Genomic DNA, 22,981 nt, shown 5'->3' on the forward strand with positions numbered 1-22,981 from the left:
GGCTCCTTCAGGCGATCGAGCGGAGGGCGGCGGTGAACGCACGCGGGTCCTCCTGGTGCGGGAGGTGCCCGCAGCCGGCGAGGACGTGCACCCGGGCTCCGGGCGTCTCGGCCGCGCAGGCGCGCGGGACTTCGAGCGGGATCTCGGCGTCCAGCTCCCCGTGCAGGTAGGTGATCGGGACCTTCAGGTCCTTCAGCCGCGGCCGCGGGTCGTAGGTGGTGACCTCGGTGAACAGCGCGTCGATGTAGACGCCGGAGTCGAGCAGCTGCCGGATCGTCCAGGCGACGAGCCCGGGCGAGGTGCGCGCGACCCAGTTGGGCACCCAGTCCTCGAAGGTGCCGACGCGGTCGTCGACGAGCCGTTTCCGCAGGTCGTGCACCTTGTCGAGCATGCCGGTGCTCGGCCAGTGGCCCGGGCTGTCGACGGCGACGACCTGCTCGACCAGTTCGGGGCGCGCGAGCGCGAGTTCGGTGGCGAAGACCCCGCCGATGCTGGACCCGACGACGGTGGGCACGATCCCGAGCGCCTCGACCACCGCGGCGAGGTCGGCGGTGATGCCGGCGACGGTGTTGCCCTCGGCCGGGTGGTCCGAGCGGCCGCACCCGCGCCAGTCGAGGGTGACGACGCGGTGGTCCCGCACGAGACCGGGCAGGCACGACTGCCAGACGCGGCCGCTGGTCCCCCAGCCGTGCAGGAACAGCAGAGCGGGGCCGGTGCCGGCGTCTTCGTAGTGCAGCCGGGTGTGGTTCACGGTTGTGTAGGGCATGGCCCGAGCCTGGTCACCGGGCCGGCGCTTTTCGATGGGCAGTCCGCTCCTACACTCATCACGAACGCTGATGAATGGGGTCCGCGGTGGAGCTTCGCCAACTGAGGTACTTCGTGGCGGTCGCGGAGGAGCTGCACTTCGGGCGCGCGGCGGAGCGGCTGCACATCGTCCAGCCCGCGGTGAGCCAGCAGGTGCGCCGGTTGGAGCGCGAGCTGGGCGTACCGCTGTTCGAGCGCACGACGCGCGCGGTGTCGCTGACCGAGGCGGGCGGCCGGTTCCTGCCGCACGCGCGAGCGGTGCTGGCGGCGGCGGACCGGGCGGCGGACTCGGTGGCGGAGTTCCGTTCCGCCGGGCCGCTGGTGCGGCTGGGGACGAGCGAAGGACTGGGCGACCGGCTGGACGTCCTGCTGACCGAGTTCACGCGGCGGGCCCCCGAAGTGCCGGTGGAGCTGGTCCACGCACCGACGGCGCAGCGGCTTCAGCGGGTCCGCGACGGCTCCCTGGACGCGACCATCGTCCGCGGCGACCGGCCCGCGCCGGGACTCGACTTCAGTCTGCTGTGGACGGACGAGGTGCTGGTGGCGCTGCCGGCCACGCACCCGCTGGCCGAGTCGGCGGTGGTGCCGTTCGCCTCGCTGGCTTCCCTCCCGGCGCGGCTGAGCCCACCGGAGCGCAACCGGCCGCTGTACGAGCTGGTGGTGTCGTGCTGCCGCGAGGCGGGCTTCGAACCGTTGCTGGGCAAGGAGTTCACGACGGCCCAGGACACGTTGGGCACGCTGCGGTTCGGCCGGCCGCACTGGACGGTGTTCTACCGTGCGCACGCCAACCTGCTGCCGGTGCCGGGAGTGGTGTTCCGGCCGCTGCGCGACCCGGCCCCGGCGATGCCGACCTACCTGGCGACGCCGTCGGACCGGCGGCTGGCCCCGGCGGTGGTGGCCCTGATCGAAGCCGCACGGGCGACCGGCTGAGCCGGGGTCACCCGTCCGCCCGGTGGAACGCTCCCGCCAGGTCCAGCGCCACCCGCGCCGCGCGGCAGGCCGCCTCCGCCTGCTTGGCTTCCTTGTCCACGGCCATCTCCTCGTCGCCGAGGTCGCTGACGCACTTGAGCATGGCGCCACCCACGGCTTCCCGGCCCTTGAACGTCTCCCAGACCGTGTGCAGCACGCCGTGCGCCTCGGTTTCCACGCCCCCGATGTCGACGGACAGGCCGAGCAGCCGGGCCCGGAGGTCCGACTCCCGCCAGGCGATCACCTTCTCGCCACTCGCGAAGTCCTTCATCAGGAGCTTGCGGCCCGCCAGCGACGCGTCCAGCCGGCCCTTGCTGTCGAGGGTCGCGGCGAGCCGCAGCAGCTGCCCGTCCGCCCGGTACACCTGGGGCCGGTCCCCACCGCCCCCGGGGCGGACCTTCTCCGGGCCGTAGTCGAACACTTCCCGCGCGAGCAGCACGTCGCCCAGCGCGACCCCGCGTTCGCCGAACCCGCCGCACACGCCCACCAGCAGCACCAGGTCCGGCCGGAACACCGACAGCAGCTCGCGCGTCGAGGCGGCCGCCGCCTGGCCGCCCTGGTCGGTGGCCTGCGAGGTGACCACCCGCACCGGCGGGCGGCCGGGCGCGGTCAGCTCGAACACGTCGTAGTAGCGGCCGTCGCGCTGGACCTCCTTCGTCGGCGTACCCCGTTCGGCCAGGACCCGCAGCAACGCCTTGGTTTCCACCGGGACGGCCGTGAGCAGGGCGACGTGGCGCTTGTCGCCCGACGCGGGTGCGGTCACTTCGAACCTCGACTTCCGGTCTTCGCGGAACCCGGCGAGCACCGCTTCGGGACAGGTGGTGAGCGACTCCAGATCGGCCAGCACCCGCTTGCGTTCCGCCAGGATCTCCCGCTCGGCGGCCAGCGCCGACTCCAGGTGCGGGTTTTCCGGCGTCGTGTCCCCCAAGAGCTCCACGATCCGGGCGACGACCGTGCCGGCGACGGGCAACGGCAGCAGCCGCAGCTGGGCGAGTGGGGGGAGCACGGTCGTCCAGTGGCAGTTCTTCTGCGCCAGCAGGTTCACGACGCCGGGCAGCAGCGACTCGGTGTAGGCGGGGCGCTCGGCGGCCGCGCGTACGACGGCCGCCGCGGCGACGCCCAGCACGCCGGCGTCGCTGTCGCGAAGCCGCTTGTCCGGCCGCGACGGTGCCGGCCCGATGACGAACTCGATCAGCCCGGCGTCGGCCTTGCCGGCCCGGGCCAGCCCTTCGATCGCCGCCGTGCGGTTCATCGGGTCGTTGTCCTTGTGGATCACGCCGACCAGCCACTTCTTGGTCCCCGGCGTGATCTCGCGGCGCGCCACCAGATCCACGATGGCCCCGCGCAGTGCGCGTCCCTCCGGGGTGCGGGCGGTGAACTTGAGGCGGTCGGCGACCACCGTGATCCACTCCTCGTCCCCGGTGTCCAGGTGGGCCAAGGCGCTCGTGGCGGCGCGGCGGGTCAGGTAGGTCCGCCCGGGATCGCGGATGGTGGCCCGCAGGGTGTCCGCCGCCGCGTTGTCGCCGAGGTGCCCGAGCGCGTGGGCCGCCGACCCGCGCACGCCGTCGTCGGGGTCGCGGCGGACGGCGTCGACGAGCGGTGCCAGGGCACCGGGTGCCTTGATGCGGCCGAGCGCCTCGGCCGCCGCTCCCCTGGTGTGTTCGTCGCAGTCGCCGGCGAGGACGCGGGTCAGGCCGTCGAGGGCGCGGGGATCGCCGATGCGGCCCAAGGCGTTCGACGCCGAACTGCGGACGACGGTGTCGGAGTCCTCGAGCTTCGCCAGCAAACCGTCGAAGGCGGCGGGATCACCGATGCGGCCCAAGGCGTTCGCGGCCGAACCCCGCACGGCGGCATCCGGGTGGGCGAGCGCCCCGACGAGCGCGTCGAGGGCGCCGGCATCACCGATCAGGCCCAGCGCGTGCGCCGCCGATCCGACGACGCCCGCCTCTTCGTCCTTGTCGTGAAGCACTTCGACGAGGGCTTCGAGCGCGCCGCGGTCTCCGATCCGCCCCAGCGCCTCCGCCGCCGAACCCCGGACGCGGCCGCCCGGGTCGCCGCGGAGCACCTCGACCAGACCGTCGTGCGCGGCGACGTGACCGATCCGCCCCAGCGCCTTCGCCGTCAGGCCCCGCACCTCGTCGTCCGGATCGCCGAACCTCGCCAGCAGCGCGCCGATGGCGTCGGGGTGCCGGACCAGCCCCAGGGCGTTCGCCGCCGAGCGGCGGACCACGGCGTCCGGATCGGCGAGCACCTCGACCAGCGCGGGCACCGACCGCGGGTGGGCGATGGCGCCGAGCGCACTCGCCGCCGAACCCCGGACGTTCGACTCCTCGTCGCCCAGCCGTCCGAGGAGACCGTCGAGCGCATCGAGGTGACCGATCAGCCCCAGCGCGTTCGCCGCCGAGCCGCGGACCGCGGCCTCGGGATCGGCGAGTGCCTCGCCCAGAGCGGGCAAGGCGCCCGCGAAGCCGATCCGCCCGAGCGCGGTCGCGCAGGCCCCGCGGACCGCGGCGTCCTGGTCGCCGGCCATGGCGTCCTGCAGCGCGTCCACGTCCTGCTTCCCGCCGTGGCTCCCGAGCCAGTTGGCGCTGCGGCGGCGCGCCAGCGGGCTCTTCTTGAGCCGCAGCCATTCCCGCCGCAGCTCGGCGGCGGCCTCGTCGCGGTCGGGCCGCTGCTGGGCCGGCGCTTCCCGGCTCCGCCGGTGCGTCTGGCGGAGCCGCTGCAGCGTCTGGGCGTCCAGCGAGCCGTTCCACAGCGCGGCACTGACGCTTTCGGCGAAGTCCGGGTCCTTGGTGTTGAGCGTCCGGAGCAGGCCGTGCTGGACCCCATCGCGCAGCACGCTCGGCGGCAGGCTGGCCAGCGCCCCGGCCAGGCGGTCGCGCGTCTGCCGCCCGTCGGTGAAGCACTTGCCGAGCTGCCGCCACAGCGTCGCGCGGACAGCGTCGCCGAGGACGCTGCGGTTGGCGAGCAGGACGTCCACCAGCAGCTCGGGCGGCAGCGGCCGCGAGCGCGTGGCGAGCAGGCCGAGCACGGCGCCGTCCGGGTCGGCCTGCAGCCCCACCCAGTCGCCGAGGCACCGGTCCAGGAACTCGGGTGCCGTGGCGAGCGGCGGCGGGGTGGTCCCCTGCCACGCGAGGGCCAGGCCGAAGTCCACGAAGGCCGGGTGGATGAGGCTGTACCGGCCGTCGCCCGCGTCCCCGTCGGGCGCGACCATCTGCGTGTCCAGGAACGCCTTGACCGTGCGGGCGACGTCGCCGGCGTCGTCCCACACCCGGCCGAGCAGTGCGGTGACGTCCCGGGCGAGGAAGTCGGCGCTGCCCGTCCGGCCGGTGATCACGGCCAGCGCGGCCGCGCACAGCGCCGCCTCCATGCCGAGCCCGCGCTCGGCCGCGTCCTGTTCCGCCGCGGCGAAACGACCTTCGCTGCCGGGCCGGACCACGGTCGCGCGCAGCAGTTCCGCACGGCTGCGGGGGATCTTCCGGTGCTCGGTCGAGCGCGTGCCGACCAGCCAGTCGGTCAGCAGCGACAGCATGAACGGGTTCGACGCCACGCCCAGCAGGTCGCTCGACCTGATCTCGGCCAGCGTTTCGGCCGCCGCCCCGACGCGCATCCCGAGGTAGGCCTCGATGTCCCGCTCGCCGAGGGGCTCGATAGACAACGTCTGGAATTCGCGCAGGCCGATCCGCGCCGGGTCGATCTCGGTGCGGGAGGTCGCCAGCACCGTGAAGCCGTGCGAGCCCGTCAGCAGGTGCCAGAGGAACTTCCACTCGGCGGTGCCGGCGAATTCGCGTTCCAGTTCGTTCACCGCGTCGACCAGGAAAACCACGCGGTTCTGCTTGACGCGTGCCTTCCACAGCTTCTCCTCGACCTCCGCCGGGCGCCGTCCCCTGGCGAAGTCGGCCACGGTCGCGTCGGTCTCGCGGTGTTCCCTGAGCGTCTGGTTGTCGACGACGACGCACGGCCGGTCGCGGTCCAGCAGCGCCATCGCGTACCGCAGCACCGCGGTGCTCTTGCCGCTGCCCGCGCCGCCGGTCACCAGCCAGGTCTTGGGCCGGGGCCGGCCGCCGCCGGGCGTCGGAGCCGGCAACTGGTCCAGGAGCGCGCCGAAGCGGAGTCGTTCACCGGAGTCGTCGCCGGAGGTGTGCACGCGGAAGACGGGACGGAGGTACTGCTTGACGGTCCGGGCCGCCAGCCGGGCCCGCATCGCCTGGTACGGCGAGCCGTTCATTCATCCCCCGTGTGCATCGCGCCCCGTCCCGGCGACGGTGGCTACGCTGTCCGGGTTCGGCCCGGCGGGGAAAGGGGAGCCATGGCGGACGGCGACATCACCGTAGCGAAGCTGCTGACACTCGAGTACGAGCGGCTGAAGGACGAGCAGAAGACCCGCATCACGTTCCGCGACAACCTCGTCTACGCGACCCTGGCGTCGATGGCCGCGGTGATCGCCGCGACGTTGAGCGCGCGCGGGAACCTGGTCCTGCTGCTGCCGCCGGTCGCGCTCCTGCTCGGCTGGACCCACCTGGTCAACGACGAGAAGATCTCCGCGGCCAGCCGCTACATCCGTACGGAGCTGGCGCCGCGCCTGGCCGCCGATCTGCCGCCGGGGACGCCGGTGTTCGGCTGGGAATCGTTCCACCGCGCCGACGGGCGCCGCCGCCCGCGCAAGGCGTTGCAGCTGGCGATGGACCTGAGCCTGTTCTGCGGCGCCCCGGCGGCGGCGCTGGTGGTGTTCTGGTGCTCGGGACACCCGGGCCCGGTCACCCTGACGATCTCGGTGGTCGAAGCGCTGGCGGTGCTGGGACTGGCTACGCACCTGGTGACGTACGCGGACCTGGCAGCGGAACACCCGGCCGTTCCGGAACCGGCCCTCGAAGGGCGTGACGTGATCCACGACTAGTGGTCGCCACGCGCACGACCGCTGTTACGAGCGAACCGGGCCCGGCACCCCACCGGAGTGCCGGGCCGTCGGGCTCAGGAAGCCGGCAGGGCGGCCAGCCGCGCGGTGATCCGGTCGATGTCCGACGCCGCCGTCTCCTTGCGGGTCTTGATCTTGTCGATCACCGGGGCCGGGGCCTTCGCGATGAACGCCTCGTTGCCCAGCTTCGCTTCCGTCTGCGTCAGCTCCTTCCGAGCCGCCGCGAGGTCCTTCTCCAGGCGCTTGCGCTCCGCCGCCACGTCGACCGTGCCCGACAGGTCCAGTTCCACGGTCACCACGCCGTCGGCCAGTGCGACCTCCAGGGACGCGCTGGCCGCGAACTCGTCGGCCGGCGGGGTCAGGCGGACCAGGGAACGGATCGCCTCTTCGTGGCCGCCCGTGTAGCCCGCCAGGCGCGCGGCCACCTTCTGGCCCGGCTTCAGGCCCTGGTCGGCGCGGAAGCGGCGGATCTCCGTCACCAGCTTCTGGACGTCCGCCACGCGGGCGTCGGCCACCGCGTCCGCGTAGCCCGCCGGAGCCGCCGGCCACGCCGCGACGACCAGCGACTCGCCGCCCGTCAGCGCCGTCCAGAGCTTCTCCGTGATGAACGGGATGAACGGGTGCAGCAGGCGCAGGACCGTGTCCAGCACGTGGCCGAGCACCGACCTGGTCGCCGCGACCCGGGCGTCGTCGCCTTGGTACAGCTGGACCTTCGCCAGTTCCAGGTACCAGTCGCACAGCTCGTTCCAGGTGAACTGGTAGAGCGCGCCGGCCACCTTCGCGAACTGGAAGTCCTCGAACAGTCCGTCCACTTCGGACACCAGCGCGCCGAGGCGGCCCAGGATCCAGCGGTCGGCTTCGGTCAGCGCAGCAGCGTCGGGCAGCGGCGCCGCGACCGAAGCGCCGTTCATCATCGCGAACTTCGTGGCGTTCCACAGCTTCGTGCAGAAGTTGCGGGAGCCCGCCGCCCACTCGTCGGCCAACGCCATGTCCGCGCCCGGGTTCGCGCCGCGGGCCAGGGTGAAGCGGGTGGCGTCCGCGCCGTACGCGTCCATCCACTCCAGCGGGTCGATCACGTTCCCGCGCGACTTCGACATCTTCTTGCCGTTCGCGTCGCGGATCAGGCCGTGCAGGTACACGTGGTCGAACGGCTGCTTGCCGTCCATCTGGTGCACGCCGAACATCATCATCCGGACGACCCAGAAGAAGAGGATGTCGTAGCCGGTCGACAGCACGCTGGTCGGGTAGAACTTCGCGAGGTCGTCCGAAGCGGACGGCCAGCCCAGCGTCGACATCGGCCACAGGCCCGACGAGAACCACGTGTCCAGCACGTCCGGGTCCTGCGTCCAGCCGTCACCGGACGGCGGCTGCTCGTCCGGGCCGACGCACACGACTTCGCCGTCCGGGCCGTAGTACACCGGGATGCGGTGGCCCCACCACAGCTGGCGCGAGATCGTCCAGTCGTGCATGTTGTCGACCCAGTCGAAGTACCGCTTGCCCAGCTCCGGCGGGTGGATCTTCGTGCGGCCGTCGCGGACCGCGTCGCCGGCCAGCTTGGCCAGCTCCTCGACCTTGACCCACCACTGCAGCGACAGCCGCGGCTCGACCACCGTGTCGCACCGGGAGCAGTGCCCGACCGCGTGCACGTACGGCCGCTTCTCCGCGACGATCCGGCCCAGCTCCCGCAGGGCCGCGACCACCGCGGGCCGCGCCTCGAAGCGGTCGAGGCCCTGGAACGGACCGGGGACGGTGATCTCGGCGCGCTCGTTCATCACCGTGAGCATCGGCAGGTCGTGGCGGCGGCCGATCTCGAAGTCGTTCGGGTCGTGCGCCGGGGTCACCTTGACCGCGCCGGTGCCGAACTCGGGGTCGACGTGCTTGTCGGCCACGATCGGGATGCGGCGGCCGGTCAGCGGGAGCTCGACCTCGGTGCCGACCAGGTGCGCGTACCGCTCGTCGTCCGGGTGGACGGCGACCGCGGTGTCGCCCAGCATCGTCTCGGCGCGGGTGGTTGCCACCACGATGGCGTCGTCGCCGTCGCCGTAGCGGATCGAGACGAGTTCGCCGTCGTCGTCGTTGTGGTCGACCTCGATGTCCGACAGCGCCGTCTGGCAGCGCGGGCACCAGTTGATGATCCGCTCGGCGCGGTAGATCAGGCCCTCGTCGAAGAAGTTCTTGAACACCGTCTGGACGGCCTTGGAGAGGTTCTCGTCCATGGTGAAGCGCTCACGCGACCAGTCGACACCGTCGCCGAGGCGCTTCATCTGGCCCAGGATCTTGCCGCCGTACTCGGCCTTCCACTCCCAGACGCGCTCGACGAACTTCTCGCGGCCCAGGTCGTGGCGCGAAAGCCCCTCGCCGGCCAGCTGGCGCTCGACGACGTTCTGCGTCGCGATGCCCGCGTGGTCCATGCCCGGCAGCCACAGCACCTCGTAGCCCTGCATGCGACGGCGGCGGCTCATCGCGTCCATCAGGGTGTGGTTGAGGGCGTGGCCCATGTGCAGGGAACCGGTTACGTTCGGCGGCGGCAGTACGATCGAGAACGGCGGCTTCTCCGACGAGGCGTCGGCCGTGAAGTACCCGGCCGCTACCCAGCGGTCGTACATCGGTGCTTCCTCGGCGGCCGGGTCCCAGGCACCCGGAAGGTCGGTGGTCTGCTGCGGAGCGTTCTCGGTCACAATGGACAAGTCTACGAACCCGTCACGGCGGGTCACCCAGGGGGAAGGCACTCGGGATGGCACAGCCTCAGCAGCCGCAGGATCCGGACGACCGGCGCCTCGAGACGCACCCGGACCTGATGAACCCGGACTGGCAGAAGTTCGCCGAGCGGGACGCCTGGCTGGGCGCCAAGAAGGACCTCAAGAAGCGCCGCAAGCGGGAGCAGCGCGCGGGCGGCCACCAGCGGCCGGGAGAGAGCCGCTGGCCGGGCGTGCTGGCCCTGCTCATCGTGGTCGGCCTGGTCGCCGCCGCGATCATCGTGCACCAGATCCAGGGCGTCGGTGTCAACGAGGACCCGTTCGTCTTCTTCGGCGTCAGCGCGTAGCTCCCTGATCCACCCCGGAGCGGGGTGTGTCACACCCAGATACACAGTCTGAACTGAACAGTTAAACTGTGTGCATGGGCGAAGTACCTCCGCACGTGGCCGAGAGCGCCGGCTGGATCCGCGGGGTCGTCGGGCAGCTGCACCGGCGGCTGCGCCAGGTCGACAACGCCGGGATCCTCACGCCGTCGCAGTCCGCCGTGCTCAACCGGCTGCACCGCGAGGGCCCGGCCACCCAGGGTGAGCTGGCCGCGGCCGAGCACGTGCGGCAGCAGTCCATGGCCGCCACCCTCGGTGTGCTCGACGAGCTCGGCTACCTCGCCCGCACGCCCGATCCCGCCGACCGGCGGCGCGTGGTGATCAGCCTTTCCGACGCGGGGAGCGACACCGTGCGCGGCATCCTCCAGCACCGCGAAGAGTGGCTGGCCCAGGCACTGCTGGACGAGCTGTCCCCCGCCGAACTCGACGCCGTCACGCGCGCGCTGCCGTTGCTCCAGCGCGTCGCCCAGCACTGAAGGAGTCCTCACGGCCACCGTCACCGCCCCCGCCAAGTTCGGCGCCCGCCTGGTCACCCCGCTGGTGGCCGGCGCGGTGCTCAACCCGATCAACTCCACCCTGATCGCCGTGGCGCTCGTGCCGATCGGGCAGAGCTTCGGCGCCGGTCCTGGCCAGACCGCCTGGCTGATTTCGGCGCTGTACCTCGCCACCGCGGTCGGGCAGCCGGTGGTCGGGCTGCTGGTGGACCGCTACGGCGCCCGCCGCGTCCTGCTGGGCGGCGCGACGCTGGTGATCATCGCCGGGATCGCGGGCATGATCCCGCTCTCGGTGGGCTGGCTGACCGGCGTGCGGGTCGTGCTCGGCCTGGGTACGTGCGCCGGCTTCCCGGCCGCGATGGCCGTGCTGCGCCACCACGCCGAAGCGAGCGGCCAGGGCGTGCCCGCCCGCGTGCTTTCGGTGCTGTCGATGTCCGCGCAGACGGTGATGGTGATCGGCCCGACGCTGGGCGGCGTGCTGATCGGCCTGTTCGGCTGGCCCGCGATCTTCGCCGTCAACATCCCGCTCGCCGGGCTGTCGCTGGTGCTGGCATGGGCGTGGGTGCCGAAGGACGACCGCGGCGCGCGCACCGCCACCCGGATCGACGTGCTCGGCATCGCGCTGTTCTCGGCGACGCTGCTGGCACTGCTGTTCTTCCTGATGGACCCGGGTGCCGAAGTCTGGCTGCTCGCGGTCGTCGCGGCCTTCGGAACCGCCTTCACGCTCGTCGAGCTGCGGCGCGACACGCCGTTCCTCGACCTGCGGATGCTCGCGGCCAACCGGGCGATCCTGCGCACCTACCTGCGGCAGGCGCTGAGCTTCATGGCCATCTACGCGATCATGTTCGGCTACGTCCAATGGCTCGAGACCGCGAGGCAGCTCTCCGAAGAGGCCGCCGGGCTGATGCTGCTGCCGATGTCGGGCACGGCGGTCTGCGCGGCGGCCTTCTCCGGGCGCGCGTCCGGGATCAAGGCGCGGCTGCTCACCGTCGCCCTCGCCCTGGCCGGTGGCTCGGCGCTGCTGCTGCTCGTCCACGACGGCACCTGGACCGGCGCGCTGCTCGCCCTGGCCGCGTTGTTCGGCCTGGCGCAGGGCCTGACCAGCGTCGCGAACCAGACGACGCTCTACCGCGAGGCGCCCGCCGAGCAGATGGGCACCGCGAGCGGCCTCTTCCGCACGGCCCAGTACCTGGGCGCGATCGTGGCCTCGACGCTCATCGCCCTCTGCTACGGCCCGCACGCCGACTCGGCGGGGCTGCACCGGCTGGCGATCGCCCTGGTCGTGATCAGCGCGCTGCTGCTCGTCGTCACCGTCGCCGACAAGGGACTCGAGCGCGACCCCCGTTAGCGCGCACGTTCATCGAAGCGCACGATGAACGCATGACCCGTGAAGCGCCGGCACAGGACGTGGACGAGACCCGCCTCGAGGTGGGCAAGCCGAAGGGCTGGGCGGCCGGGATACCCGGGGTCGCCGTGTCGCTCGCGCGCAGCGTGGAGCAGATGGGCACCGGCCGGACGATCAAGGCGCTGCGGCTACTCAACCAGCGCGAAGGCTTCGACTGCCCGGGCTGCGCGTGGCCGGAACCGCGCGAGGTCGACGGCGAGAAGCGCAAGCTGGCCGAGTTCTGCGAAAACGGCGCCAAGGCCGTCGCCGAGGAGGCCACGAAACGCCGGGTGGACCGCGGCTTCTTCGCGAAGCACCCGATCGAGGACCTCCGCGCCAAGACCGACTACTGGCTCGGCCAGCAGGGCCGGATCACCGAGCCCTTCGTGCTCCGCGAAGGTGCGACGCACTACGAGCCGATCTCCTGGGAAGACGCGTTCGAGCTGGTCGCGAGCGAGCTGAAGGCGCTGACCGACCCGAACGAGGCGTTCTTCTACACCTCGGGCCGCACCAGCAACGAGGCCGCGTTCCTCTACCAGCTGATGGTGCGTTCCTTCGGCACCAACAACCTGCCGGACTGCTCCAACATGTGCCACGAGTCCTCGGGCGCGGCGCTGTCGGCCACCACCGGCGTCGGCAAGGGCTCGGTGAGCCTGGCCGACATCCACAAGGCGGACCTGATCGTCGTCGTCGGGCAGAACCCGGGCACCAACCACCCGCGGATGCTCTCGGCGCTGGAGGTCGCCAAGGGCAACGGCGCGAAGGTCATCGCCGTGAACCCGCTGCCCGAAGCCGGGCTGATGCGGTTCAAGAACCCGCAGAACGTCCGCGGCGTCGTCGGCAAGGGGACGCCGCTGGCCGACGAGTTCGCCCAGATCCGCCTCGGCGGCGACCTGGCGCTGTTCCAGGCCGTCGGGCACCTGCTGCTCAAGTGGGAGGAGGAGGCGCCGGGCGCGATCATCGACCGCGAGTTCGTCGCCCACGCCACCGACGGCTTCGACGACTACGCGAAGCACCTGCGGGAGATCGACTGGCCGGAGGTCGAGCGCGCCACCGGGCTGCCGCGCGAGCAGATCGAGCGCGTCGCGCGGCTGATCGCCTCCTCCGAGCGCACGATCTACTGCTGGGCGATGGGCCTGACGCAGCACAAGCACGCCGTGCCGACGATCTCGGAGATCGCGAACCTGGCGCTGGTGCGCGGGATGATCGGCAAGCCGGGCGCGGGCCTGTGCCCGGTGCGCGGGCACTCGAACGTGCAGGGCGACCGCACGATGGGCATCTGGGAGAAGATGCCGCAGTCGTTCCTGGACGCCCTCGCCGCCGAGTTCGGCATCGACGTCCCCCGCGAGCACGGCCTGGACACCGTCGACTCGATCCGCGCGATGCGCGACGGCCGCGGCAAGGTCTTCTTCGCCGTCGGCGGCAACTTCGCGTCGGCGACCCCGGACACCGACGCCACCGAGAAGGCGCTCGAGTCGTGCTCGCTGACCGTCCACGTCTCGACGAAGCTGAACCGGTCGCACGTCGTGCACGGCCGCACCGCGCTGGTCCTGCCGACGCTCGGGCGCACCGAGCGGGACGTCCAGGCGGGCGGCGAGCAGTTCGTCACGGTCGAGGACTCGATGTCGCAGGTGCACACCTCGCGCGGCCGCCTCGAGCCGGCGAGCGAGCACCTGCTCTCGGAGGTCGCGATCGTCAGCCGGCTCGCCGAGCGGCTCTTCGGCGCGGGCCACGCGGTGCCGTGGCGGACGTTCGAGACCGACTACGACCTGATCCGCGACCACATCGCGCGGGTCGTGCCGGGCTGCCAGGACTACAACCGCCGCGTCCGCGAGCCGGACGGGTTCGTGCTGCCGCACGCGCCGCGCGACTCCCGCGAGTTCACCGGCACCGCCACCGGCAAGGGCAACTTCACGGTCTCGGAGCTGGAGTACCCGCAGGCGCCCGAAGGCCGGCTGCTGCTGCAGACGATGCGCAGCCACGACCAGTACAACACCACGATCTACGGTCTGTCCGACCGCTACCGCGGGATCGAGAACGCCCGCCGGGTCGTGCTGGTCAACCCCGGCGACATCGCGGCGCTCGGCCTGACCGACGGCGGCCTGGTGGACCTCGTCTCCGAGTGGCGCGACGGCGACCGCCGGGCACCCGCGTTCCGGGTCGTGGCCTACCCGACGGCCCGCGGCTGCGCGGCGGCGTACTTCCCGGAGGCGAACGCGCTGGTCCCGCTGGACTCGGTGGCGGACAAGTCGAACACGCCGGTGTCCAAGGCGATCGTGGTGCGGCTCGAGCCCCGGTCCTGACGCGCCGGGGCGGCGGGGAAGCCGCGGCCGCACCGAGCGCCCCCGGGTGCAGCGCGCCACCGCAGGCGCCGTTGGCCGGCGGGCCGCCGGAGGCGATGATCCCGGCCGCGCGCCGACGGCGGCGGGTCGCTCCGGCGGAAGCCCGCGGCGAGCACGTTCGCCGCCACCACCCACCCCGCGTTCCGGCCACGGGTCCCTTCCCGGTCCTTCGGGAGGATGCCGGAAGCGCGCGCCACCGTCCGCGGGTTTCGCCGCGGGCGCACCGCTCAGCCGCGGTAGTCGCGCTGCAGGGTGTCGGTCATCCCGGTGACCACGGCCTGGACGTCGTCGAGGGTCGCCGGCGGGATCAGTGCCGCCTCGGTGCCGCCGTCGGCGATGGCCAGGCCCAGGACGACGTTGCCGGAGCGGACGGCGGCCCACTGCTCGGAGAACCCGGCCTCGTCGCCGACACCGGTGGCGAGCCGGACGCCCGAGTGGTCGCCGAGCGCGTCGGTCATCAGCTGGGTGGCCTGGGAAGCGGCGGTGGCGGTGTCGGAGTCGGTGAACCGCACGACGGCGATCGTGACGACCCGGTAGTCCTGCATGTTGGGCTTCCCGCCGCCGAGGTCGCGGGCGAACAGGCGCTTGCAGCCGGTGAGGTCGTTGCCCTCGGTCGAGCGGTCCTGCGGCACCACCTTGGCGTCGGCCGTCTTGACCGAATCGGGCGGGACTTCGACGGTCCCCGGGGCCAGCCGGGTGCGGGTGTCGGCGCCGGGCAGCTTGCAGGCGTCGATCGGCTCGGGGTAGTGCGCCGTGCCGGACGCCGACTGGCACCCGGCGCACAGAACGGCGGAAGCGAGGACCGGAAGGAACCACCCTCCGCGGGCAACGCTGATGCGCATGAGTCCCGGACTTTCCTTATTTCCTGAAATCGACTTTCCGGTTCGCCACCGGTCCGGTGATCTTTTCCGGTCCGCCGCGCGGTGCTGCCGCCGACGGTCATCGCACCCTGCCTCACCAGGCAGGCAGCGTCAAGACCAGTCACCCCGGCGGTCCGCCGTGGTCCGGTCGGCGGAAAACCACATTGCGCGGCTTCGCGGAAAAACTTCGCGCGATTTCACGAAATCCGGCGCCGGGCGCCGATCAATTCACGCAGACGACCCCGCCCGACGTGATCGGCTCGTCGCCGGCGGCCGGGGCACCCCCGCCGCCCGCCGCGCCGGGGCCCGCGTACACCGTGCCGAGCACGACCTCGATGTGCCCGGCGGGCACCGCCGCGGACTCCTGGGTGGTCAGCCCGCCCAGCAGCCGCGCCACCTCGGCGCCCCGGTCCTTCAGCTCGGCGCCGAACCGGACCACCGACGTCCGCCGCGCGGCCGTGTTGCCGGTCGTGCCGGGGGTGAACCCCTTGTCGCGCAGCAGGCCGGACACGCGCGCCGCGAGCCCTTCCCGCGGCCCCGCGTTCGAGACGTCGACGGTGGGCCCCTGCCCCGGCCCCGGCGACGGCGGTGGCGCGACCGGCCCGATCAGGCTCGCCGCGAACGCCTTGACCGCGGCCGGGTCGACCTGCACCGCCGTCAGCCGGTGGTCGGCGGGGTCGTAGCGGTAGTCCGGGTTGACGATCGGGATCGTCTCGAACTGGATGCCACCGCCGCTGACCCCGCGCAGCTGGGCGACGAAGTCGAGCAGGTTCCACGAGGCGTCGAGCACCACCGAGCGCTTCACCGCCTCGATCAGGTCCGAAAGCTTGCCGGGGTCGCCCAGCGTGCCCGCTGACAGCACCTGCCGCGCCAGCCCGGCGAGGAAGACCTGCTGGCGGCGGACGCGGTCGAAGTCGCCGCCCCGGAGGTTGTCCCGCTGCCGGACGAAGGCGAGCGCGTCGGCGCCCGAAACCCGCTGCGGCCCGGCCGGGAAGTCCGCGCCCGAGTTCCGGTCCTGGGTGGCCGCGTTGAGGCAGACGTCGACGCCGCCGACCGCCTTGCTGATCTCGGCGAAGCTGAGCAGGTTGACTTCGGCGAAGTGGTCGATCTTGACGCCGGTGAGGTCCTCGACGGCCTGCCGCGTCGCGCGTCGCCCGGCGGTGAGGGCGCTCTGGTCGATCTTCGCCTTGTCGGTCTCGCCCGCGGTGCGCAGCCGGCGCGCCTCGGCGGCCTTCGCGCGCCCGAACGCGGCGTTGATCTTGCCCCGGCCGCCGGGCATCGACACGTAGCTGTCACGCGGGACGGAAAACGCTTTCACCTGCTTGGTCCCGTTCGGGATCCGCAGCACGATCAGGGTGTCGGTGAGGTCGTCGCCGTTGGCACCGACCCGCAGTTCGCGGAGCATCTCCGGCGACAGCGGGTTGCCCTGGGGGTCGGTGCGGGCGTCCCGGCCGACGAGCAGGACGTCGAGCGAGCCGTCGGCGGGCTGCTCCCCCGGGCTGGTCTCGCCGTCCGCGTCGATCACGCTGTCGCGCGTGACTTCGTCGAGGGCCTTCAGGTTCGCGTAGCCGTACGCCGTGCCGCAGAAGACGACCAGCGCCAGCCCGGAGACGACGATCTTGCCCAGTGGGTGCACGCCCTACCGACGTCTCCCGCGCGCCGGCTGCTGCACGGGTGAGGCAGGTCACATCCGCAGGTGCGAGGCGCCGTTGAGGTCGAGGATCGCGCCGGACGCCCAGGTCGCTTCGGCGGACGCCAGGTAGACGACGGCCGCGGCGACCTCCTCGGGGGTGCCGACCCGGCCGAACGGGCTCTGCGCGCGCAGGGCGTCGTCGATCCGGTCCGCCACCCGCTCGGTGGCCGTGAAGCCGGGCGCGACCGACGTCACGGAGATGCCGTGCGGCGCGAGGGAAACGGCGAGCGACTGGCCGAGCGCGTGCAGCGCCGCCTTGCTCGCGCCGTACGCCGGGTGGTCGGGCTCGCCCTTGAACGCCCCGCGCGACCCGATGTTGACGATCCGGCCCGGTGCGCCGCGCCCGATGAGGTGCCGGGCGACGCAGTAGCTCAGGTTCGCGGCGCCCACGAGGTTGACGTCGAGGGTGCGCCGCCAGATCCGCTGCCAGTCCGCGTAGGACACCGCGCCGACCGGGTGCGCGGTCTCGGCCGAAGTCGCGACGGCGGCGTTGTTGACCAGCACGTCGACCCCGCCGAGCCCGGCTTCGGCGGCGTCGGCGATCTTCCGCGCCGCCTCCGGGTCGGCGAGGTCGCCGCTGATCAGCAGGTGCCCGGCGCCGGGCAGCTGCGAAAGCGTTTCCTCGGCGTCCGCGGCGCGGTGTCCGTAGTGGACGGCCACCCGGTCACCCCGCGCCGCGAACGCCGTGGCCACCGCGCGCCCGATGCCGCGGGACGCGCCGGTGACGAGAACTCCGTTGCTCATCCGAAAAGCTGTACCAGCTTCAGGAACAGCTGGTACACGCCGTACCCGAACGGGAGCACGACCCACGCCCAGGTCAGCACGATCAGCGGCACCCGGCCGGGCTTCGACGTCGAAGGCTCGCTCATCGGGCTTCACTCCTCGCGGCCGCCGGGGCGGGTTCGTGGTACTTCTCCTTGACCGGCCGGACCAGCTCGTTGGCCACGAAGCCGACCACCAGCAGGCCGATCATGATGTAGAACGACAGCTCGTACAGCGCCGGGCCGGACTTGCCCGCCGCCTTCTGGCTGTCGGCGATCCGGTTGACGATCAGCGGGCCGAGCACACCGGCCACCGACCACGCGGTGAGCAGCCGGCCGTGGATCGCGCCGACCTGGTAGGTGCCGAAGAGGTCCTTCAGGTACGCCGGGATCGTCGCGAACCCGCCGCCGTAGAAGGACAGGATCACCATCGCGCACAGGATGAACACGAGCTTCGACGAGTTCTCCGTGAGCGCGATCACCAGGTACAGCAGCGCGCCGGCGCCGAGGTAGGTGCGGTAGATGTTCTTGCGCCCGACCAGGTCCGAAGTGGACGACCAGACGAACCGGCCGAGCATGTTGCACAGCGACAGCAACGCGACGAAACCCGCCGCCGCGGCCGTGCCGACCGGGGTCGAGGTGCTCTTGAAGAAGTCGACGATCATCGGGGACGCCTTCTCCAGGATCCCGATGCCCGCGGTGACGTTGAAGCACAGCACGACCCACAGGCACCAGAACTGCGGCGTCTTGATCGCGTTGGCGGCCGAGACGTTCGCCGTGCTGATCATCGCCTTGCCGTGGTCGGTCTTCGGCTCCCAGCCCGCCGGCTTCCAGTCGTCGGCAGGCACCCGCACGAGCAGCCAGCCCATCGACATGAACACCGCGTAGACGACGCCGTGCACCAGGAACGCCGTCGCGATGGTGCCCGTGGTCGGCGTGGTGCCGAGCATCGACGACGACCACGGCGAGGCGATCAGCGCGCCGCCGCCGAAGCCCATGATCGCGATGCCGGTGGCCATGCCCGGCCGGTCCGGGAACCACTTGATCAGCGTCGACACCGGCGAGATGTAGCCGATGCCGAGCCCGACGCCGCCGATCCCGCCGTAGCCGAGGACGACCAGCCAGAACTGCCCGGTCGCCACGCCCAGCGCGGAGACCAGGAAGCCGCTGGCGAAGCAGCACATCGAGACGAACATCGCCCAGCGCGGGCCGTTCTTCTCCACGAGCGTGCCGCCGAAGGCCGCGGACAGGCCGAGCATGACGATGCCGAGCTGGAACGGCAGCGAGCTCTGCGTACCGTTGAGGTGCAGCGTCTTCTCGAGCGGGGTCTTGAACACGCTCCACGCGTAGGCCTGCCCGATCGACAGGTGTACCGAAAGGGCCGCCGGCGGCACCAGCCAGCGCGTCCAGCCTGGGGGTGCCACGATCCGGGATCGGTCCAGGAAGCCGAGAGCCATCGGTTCCCTCCGTAGAGTGGGGATGATGGAGGGAATGTATTACTAAATACCCGGTGTTGCACCAGTGGAGTGTCAAACTTCCGGGCGGAGAAGGGTGAACGGATGGGCAGGGTGACCGTGCGCAGGCCGGTGCGGCGGATTTCCGCGACCGGGGACCGGCGCCGTCCCGACGCGCTCGCCGCCGAAGAGCCCCTGGAGCTGCGGGTCGGCGGCAAGGCGCTCGCCGTCACCATGCGCACCCCCGGCCACGACGTCGAGCTGGCGCACGGCTTCCTGCTGTCCGAAGGCGTGATCGGCGGCCGCGAGGACGTCGCGGTCGCGCGCTACTGCGACGGCGTCGACGACCAGGGCCGCAACACCTACAACGTCCTCGACATCGCGCTGGCCGCCGGGGTGGCCCCGCCGGACACCGGCGTCGAGCGCAACTTCTACACCACCTCTTCGTGTGGTGTCTGCGGCAAGGCCGCGCTCGACGCGGTCAAGCTCAAGACCCGCTTCTCCCCCGCCGAAGCACCCTTCGCCGTGAAGACCGAAACCCTGGCCGGGCTGCCGGACGCGCTGCGCGCCCGGCAGAAGGTGTTCGCCAGCACCGGCGGCCTGCACGCGGCGGCGCTGTTCGCCCCGGACGGCGAGCTCGCGGTCGTCCGCGAAGACGTCGGGCGGCACAACGCGGTCGACAAGGTGCTCGGCTGGGCCGTCCTCGACGGGCGGGTGCCCGCGCCCGGGTACGGCCTCCTGGTGTCCGGGCGCGCGTCGTTCGAACTGGTGCAGAAGGCCGCGATGGCCGGCATCGGCCTGCTGGCCGCGGTGTCCGCGCCGTCGTCGCTGGCCGTCGAGCTGGCCGAGGAGAACGGCATGACGCTCATCGGGTTCCTGCGCGGCGACTCGATGAACCTCTACACCGGCGACCACCGCGTCTTGGTCTAACGCTGCCTGGTCTAGGCGGACGCGACCCAGTTGCCGTGGAAGCCGTTGGGCACGCGGTCGGGCAGGTGGATCGCCGCCACGGTCTCCAGCGTGCCCGCGTCGAGCACCGTGAGGTCGCTGCGCTGCGAGGCCGGGTCGTAGACGAAGCCCATCAGGACGCCGTCGTCTTCGGCCGCGTCGTCGTGGCGCGGCACGAACACGAACTCGCCCGGCTGCCGGCCGCCGCCGAACGCGCGCTCCTCGCGGGCGCCGGTGCGGAAGTCGTGCTTGAACAGGGAGCTGCCCGGGTTCGCGTCGCCGTCGGTCGAGACCGCGTAGCCGTAGCGGTGGTGCCGGCCGACGAGCCGCTCGTCGACGCGCGGGAACTCCTGGCCCCGGTCGTCGAGCCGCTCCTCGATGACCTTGCCCGCGTTGAGGTCGACGGTCCAGCGGTCCAGCGTCGGGCCGCCCTCGCCCGGGCCGTGCAGCTGCCGGTCGAACATCTTCGGGTGGCGCACGACGTCGAGCACGACGCTGTCGCCGTCGTCGTAGGCGTTGAGCGGGTGGAAGACGTAGCAGGGCTCGACGTCGAACCAGCGGACGTCGCGGCTCTGGCCGTCCCGCGGCATGACGCCGATCCGCGCGGGGTACTTCTCGTTCCAGCGGTAGGGCAGGCCGCCGTTGGCGCCGATCTTGTTCGCCATCATCGCGGACACCGGGTCCGGCACGCGGACCTTGCCGACCATCGCCGACACGACGAGCTTCGCGGGCGTCCGCAGCGCGCTCGGCACGGAGGCCGAGACCGCCATCTCCGCGTTGAACGTCACCGGCAGGTCGTAGAACACGACGTACTTCTCGGTCAGCGAGAAGTCGTGCATCATCGGTGACCCGGTGACTTCGACGTCGACGACGCGGCGGGCGCGGCCGGCCGCGTCGATCACCGAGTACTGGACCTTGTTGCCCATGCCGAAGAAGTACGAGACGGCGTGCAGCTCGCCGGTGCGGGGGTCGCGCTTGGGGTGGGCGGTGTAGCCGCCCGGGAGCGTGCCGTCGAAGTCGCAGCGGCCGGCGGTGTCGAGCTCGTCGGTCAGCTCGTAGATCGGCGCGCCCGCCTCGACCAGTGCGAGCGTCTTGCCGGCGTGGCCGATGACGTTGGTGTTGGCGCCGAGCGCGTCCAGGCCGCAGAACCGGCTCGCGTCCTCGCCGTTCAGCGTCGCCGTCACCGACTGGTTGCGCACCCAGCGGTTGCGGTACCACTCGGCCTTGCCGTCGCGCAGGCGCACGCCGTGGACCATGCCGTCGCCCATGAACCAGTGGTAGGCCGCCGGGTCCACTTCGGACAGCGGGTTGGGGCCGTTGCGCAGGTAGCGGCCGTCGAGGAACTCGGGGATCCGCCCGGTGACGGCGAGCTCGGTGATCGTGTGCTCCCGGCTGACCGGGGCGAAGTTTCCTTCGAGGAACTTGTTGCCCATTGCGTGACCCCTCCGCGCCTTCCATAACTCGGTTATGGATACAGGTATAACAGGGTTATGGGATACTGGCAAGCATGAGCCCGAAACCGCGCGCGACCGACGTCAAGGCCCGGCTCGTCGAGGCCGCCATCCGGCTGCTCGACGAAGGCGGCCCGGAAACCCTGCAGGCCCGCAAGCTGGCCGCGGAGGTCGGCGTCTCGACGATGGCGGTGTACACGCACTTCGGCGGCATGGCCGCGCTGGTCGACGAGGTGGCCCGCGCCGGCTTCCTGCGGCTTTCGGAGTGGCTGGCCGAGGTCGGCGAGACCGGCGACCCGGTCGCGGACATCTTCAGCCTCGCCCGCACCTACCGGCAGGCGGTCGCCGAGCAGCCCCAGCTGTTCGCGGTCACGTTCGGCCAGTCCGCACCCGGCGGCAAGCGCGCGACGCTGTCCGACCTCACCACCGAGGAGGGCCGCGAGGCCGCTCCGGAGGGCCTGGAGGCGTTCGAGCACATCGTCCGGGCCACCGAACGGGCCATCGAGGCCGGCCGCTTCCGGCCCGCGGACAAGTACCAGGCGGCCGCCCAGCTGTGGAGCGCGCTGCACGGCTTCGTCACCCTGGAGGCGTCCGGGCACTTCGGGCCCGGTGAACAGGGCATAGACCACATTTTGATACCCCTCGGCATCACGCTCGCCGTGGGTCTCGGGGACACTGTGGACCGGGCCGAACGCTCCACCGACGCCGCGAAGGCGGCTTGGCGCGCGAGGACCCGAAACGCCGGGCAGGGTGGGAACGACTAACCCGGCGAGCGGGACGCGAGGGGAACGCGGAGCGGGTGCGCGGCGTCCTATGGGAGCAGGCGGGGGACGGAGACAGGTGAACGAGGAAAACGGGGACGCGGAGCACGCGGGCGGTGGGGACCAGCCGCAGCCCGCGAAGGCGGTCGCGGAGGCGGCGGTCCAGGGCGCGCGGCGCTGGCTGAGCCGCCGCTCGGTGCTGATCGCGGGCGCGTCGGGGCTGGCCGTGACCGGGCTGGCCGTGGGCACGGCGACCGGCAAGCTGCCGTTCAGCCAGGCCCTGCAGCGCACGCTGGGCGTGACGTCGTCGAACCCGACGACCCAGCTGGGCAGCACCCGCGTGGAGCGCGTCTACTCCGCCGCGCGCGGCCGGATGGTCGACCTGGTGTTCATCCTGCCGTCGAAAACCCCGCCGAAGGGGCTGCCGATGTCGCTCGTGCTGCACGGCCTGCACGGCAACGCCCGCAGCGCGGCCCCGACCGGCACGCTCAAGCAGCTCGCCAGCGACGTCGCCCGCAAGGCGGTCCCGGCGTTCGGCTTCGTGGCCGTCGACGGCGGCGACAACTACTGGCACCAGGTCCACCCGGGCGACGACCCGATGGCGATGCTGCTGGAGGAGGTCCCGCAGTGGCTGCGGGCCCGCGGCTTCGCCGGCCCGACCGGCCTGCCGTTCGCGTGCACGGGCATCTCGATGGGCGGCTTCGGCGCCCTGGTCTACACCCGCCGCCGCGTCGAGCGGCGCCAGCCGCCGTCCGCCGTGGCGACGCTGGCCCCGGCGCTGATCACGTCGTGGCCGGAGATGGCCAAGCGCCACATCTTCCCCGACATCCAGGACTGGACGGCCCTGGACCCGCTGCGCCACGTCGACGAGACCAAGGGCGTCCCGAACGGCATCTGGTGCGGCACGGAGGACTCGTTCATCACCGGCGTCCGCCGCTACATCGACGCGGCCCGCCCGGCGGTGGCCCACACCGCGCACGGCAAGCACGGCGACCCGTTCAACCGGACGGTGGTCCCGAGCCTGATCAGCTTCCTCGGCAAGCACGTCCCCCGCACCGACTGAGCC

At 72.2% G+C, this 22,981-nt stretch carries 18 protein-coding genes; 9 read left to right on the forward strand and 9 right to left on the reverse strand.

Annotated features, from left to right (window positions below; all coding sequences use genetic code 11):
- Window positions 1-7 precede the first annotated feature (7 nt).
- Window positions 8-766: an alpha/beta fold hydrolase gene (locus AB5J73_RS46365; protein ID WP_370966302.1), complete on the reverse strand. Its 759-nt coding sequence runs from the start codon at window positions 764-766 to the stop codon at window positions 8-10.
- An 86-nt stretch (window positions 767-852) separates the two neighbouring features.
- On the opposite strand from AB5J73_RS46365, the gene AB5J73_RS46370 reads away from it, so the two are divergent.
- Window positions 853-1,734, forward strand: a complete 882-nt coding sequence (locus AB5J73_RS46370) for a LysR family transcriptional regulator (protein WP_370966304.1) — start codon at window positions 853-855, stop codon at window positions 1,732-1,734.
- A gap of 7 nt (window positions 1,735-1,741) precedes the next feature.
- Here the strand turns inward: AB5J73_RS46370 and AB5J73_RS46375 are convergent, their stop codons facing one another.
- Complete coding sequence (locus AB5J73_RS46375) at window positions 1,742-6,001, reverse strand: HEAT repeat domain-containing protein (protein WP_370966306.1); 4,260 nt, start codon at window positions 5,999-6,001, stop codon at window positions 1,742-1,744.
- An 81-nt stretch (window positions 6,002-6,082) separates the two neighbouring features.
- Here AB5J73_RS46375 and AB5J73_RS46380 point away from each other — a divergent pair, with 81 nt between their 5' ends.
- The gene (locus AB5J73_RS46380; RefSeq protein WP_370966308.1) at window positions 6,083-6,670 is read left to right on the forward strand and encodes a hypothetical protein; all 588 of its coding nucleotides are present in this window, start codon (window positions 6,083-6,085) and stop codon (window positions 6,668-6,670) included.
- Window positions 6,671-6,744: 74 nt separating this feature from the next.
- Here the strand turns inward: AB5J73_RS46380 and AB5J73_RS46385 are convergent, their stop codons facing one another.
- Window positions 6,745-9,366 carry a valine--tRNA ligase gene (locus tag AB5J73_RS46385; RefSeq protein WP_370966310.1) on the reverse strand — a complete coding sequence of 874 codons (2,622 nt, stop codon included), beginning with the start codon at window positions 9,364-9,366 and terminating at the stop codon, window positions 6,745-6,747.
- Window positions 9,367-9,422: 56 nt separating this feature from the next.
- Here AB5J73_RS46385 and AB5J73_RS46390 point away from each other — a divergent pair, with 56 nt between their 5' ends.
- The 4 genes from AB5J73_RS46390 (at window position 9,423) to AB5J73_RS46405 (ending at window position 13,948) form a co-directional block, all read left to right on the forward strand.
- On the forward strand, window positions 9,423-9,731 hold the full coding sequence (locus AB5J73_RS46390) for a hypothetical protein (RefSeq protein ID WP_370966312.1): 309 nt from the start codon (window positions 9,423-9,425) through the stop codon (window positions 9,729-9,731).
- Between the two features lie 74 nt (window positions 9,732-9,805).
- A complete protein-coding gene (locus AB5J73_RS46395; protein WP_370966314.1) occupies window positions 9,806-10,243 on the forward strand; it encodes a MarR family winged helix-turn-helix transcriptional regulator in 438 nt (145 codons plus the stop codon).
- A 64-nt stretch (window positions 10,244-10,307) separates the two neighbouring features.
- Window positions 10,308-11,609: an MFS transporter gene (locus AB5J73_RS46400; RefSeq protein WP_370966317.1), complete on the forward strand. Its 1,302-nt coding sequence runs from the start codon at window positions 10,308-10,310 to the stop codon at window positions 11,607-11,609.
- 32 nt (window positions 11,610-11,641) lie between these two features.
- Window positions 11,642-13,948, forward strand: coding sequence for an FdhF/YdeP family oxidoreductase (locus tag AB5J73_RS46405; protein ID WP_370966321.1), 2,307 nt, complete (start codon window positions 11,642-11,644; stop codon window positions 13,946-13,948).
- A gap of 266 nt (window positions 13,949-14,214) precedes the next feature.
- Here AB5J73_RS46405 and AB5J73_RS46410 read toward each other — a convergent pair whose 3' ends face one another.
- The 5 genes from AB5J73_RS46410 to AB5J73_RS46430 form a co-directional block, all read right to left on the reverse strand.
- Window positions 14,215-14,829 carry a hypothetical protein gene (locus AB5J73_RS46410; RefSeq protein ID WP_370966323.1) on the reverse strand — a complete coding sequence of 205 codons (615 nt, stop codon included), beginning with the start codon at window positions 14,827-14,829 and terminating at the stop codon, window positions 14,215-14,217.
- 241 nt (window positions 14,830-15,070) lie between these two features.
- The gene (locus tag AB5J73_RS46415) at window positions 15,071-16,483 is read right to left on the reverse strand and encodes an LCP family protein (protein ID WP_370966326.1); all 1,413 of its coding nucleotides are present in this window, start codon (window positions 16,481-16,483) and stop codon (window positions 15,071-15,073) included.
- Window positions 16,484-16,531: 48 nt separating this feature from the next.
- Window positions 16,532-17,284, reverse strand: coding sequence for an SDR family NAD(P)-dependent oxidoreductase (locus AB5J73_RS46420; protein WP_370966328.1), 753 nt, complete (start codon window positions 17,282-17,284; stop codon window positions 16,532-16,534).
- Window positions 17,281-17,409, reverse strand: a complete 129-nt coding sequence (locus tag AB5J73_RS46425) for a hypothetical protein (RefSeq protein ID WP_370966331.1) — start codon at window positions 17,407-17,409, stop codon at window positions 17,281-17,283. Before AB5J73_RS46425 ends, AB5J73_RS46420 begins: the two co-directional genes overlap by 4 nt.
- Window positions 17,406-18,758, reverse strand: coding sequence for an OFA family MFS transporter (locus AB5J73_RS46430; protein ID WP_370966334.1), 1,353 nt, complete (start codon window positions 18,756-18,758; stop codon window positions 17,406-17,408). Before AB5J73_RS46430 ends, AB5J73_RS46425 begins: the two co-directional genes overlap by 4 nt.
- 102 nt (window positions 18,759-18,860) lie before the next feature.
- Here AB5J73_RS46430 and fdhD point away from each other — a divergent pair, with 102 nt between their 5' ends.
- Window positions 18,861-19,685 carry a formate dehydrogenase accessory sulfurtransferase FdhD gene (gene fdhD / locus AB5J73_RS46435; protein ID WP_370966336.1) on the forward strand — a complete coding sequence of 275 codons (825 nt, stop codon included), beginning with the start codon at window positions 18,861-18,863 and terminating at the stop codon, window positions 19,683-19,685.
- Between the two features lie 11 nt (window positions 19,686-19,696).
- Here the strand turns inward: fdhD and AB5J73_RS46440 are convergent, their stop codons facing one another.
- The gene (locus AB5J73_RS46440) at window positions 19,697-21,136 is read right to left on the reverse strand and encodes a carotenoid oxygenase family protein (RefSeq protein ID WP_370966338.1); all 1,440 of its coding nucleotides are present in this window, start codon (window positions 21,134-21,136) and stop codon (window positions 19,697-19,699) included.
- Between the two features lie 74 nt (window positions 21,137-21,210).
- Between AB5J73_RS46440 and AB5J73_RS46445 the strand changes: the two genes are divergently transcribed.
- Together AB5J73_RS46445 and AB5J73_RS46450 are read left to right on the forward strand one after the other, a co-directional pair.
- Window positions 21,211-21,918, forward strand: coding sequence for a TetR/AcrR family transcriptional regulator (locus tag AB5J73_RS46445; protein WP_370966340.1), 708 nt, complete (start codon window positions 21,211-21,213; stop codon window positions 21,916-21,918).
- 178 nt (window positions 21,919-22,096) lie between these two features.
- On the forward strand, window positions 22,097-22,978 hold the full coding sequence (locus AB5J73_RS46450; protein WP_370973550.1) for an alpha/beta hydrolase: 882 nt from the start codon (window positions 22,097-22,099) through the stop codon (window positions 22,976-22,978).
- Window positions 22,979-22,981 lie beyond the last annotated feature (3 nt).

It is taken from the genome of Amycolatopsis sp. cg9 (genome assembly GCF_041346945.1).
Lineage (GTDB): Bacteria > Actinomycetota > Actinomycetes > Mycobacteriales > Pseudonocardiaceae > Amycolatopsis.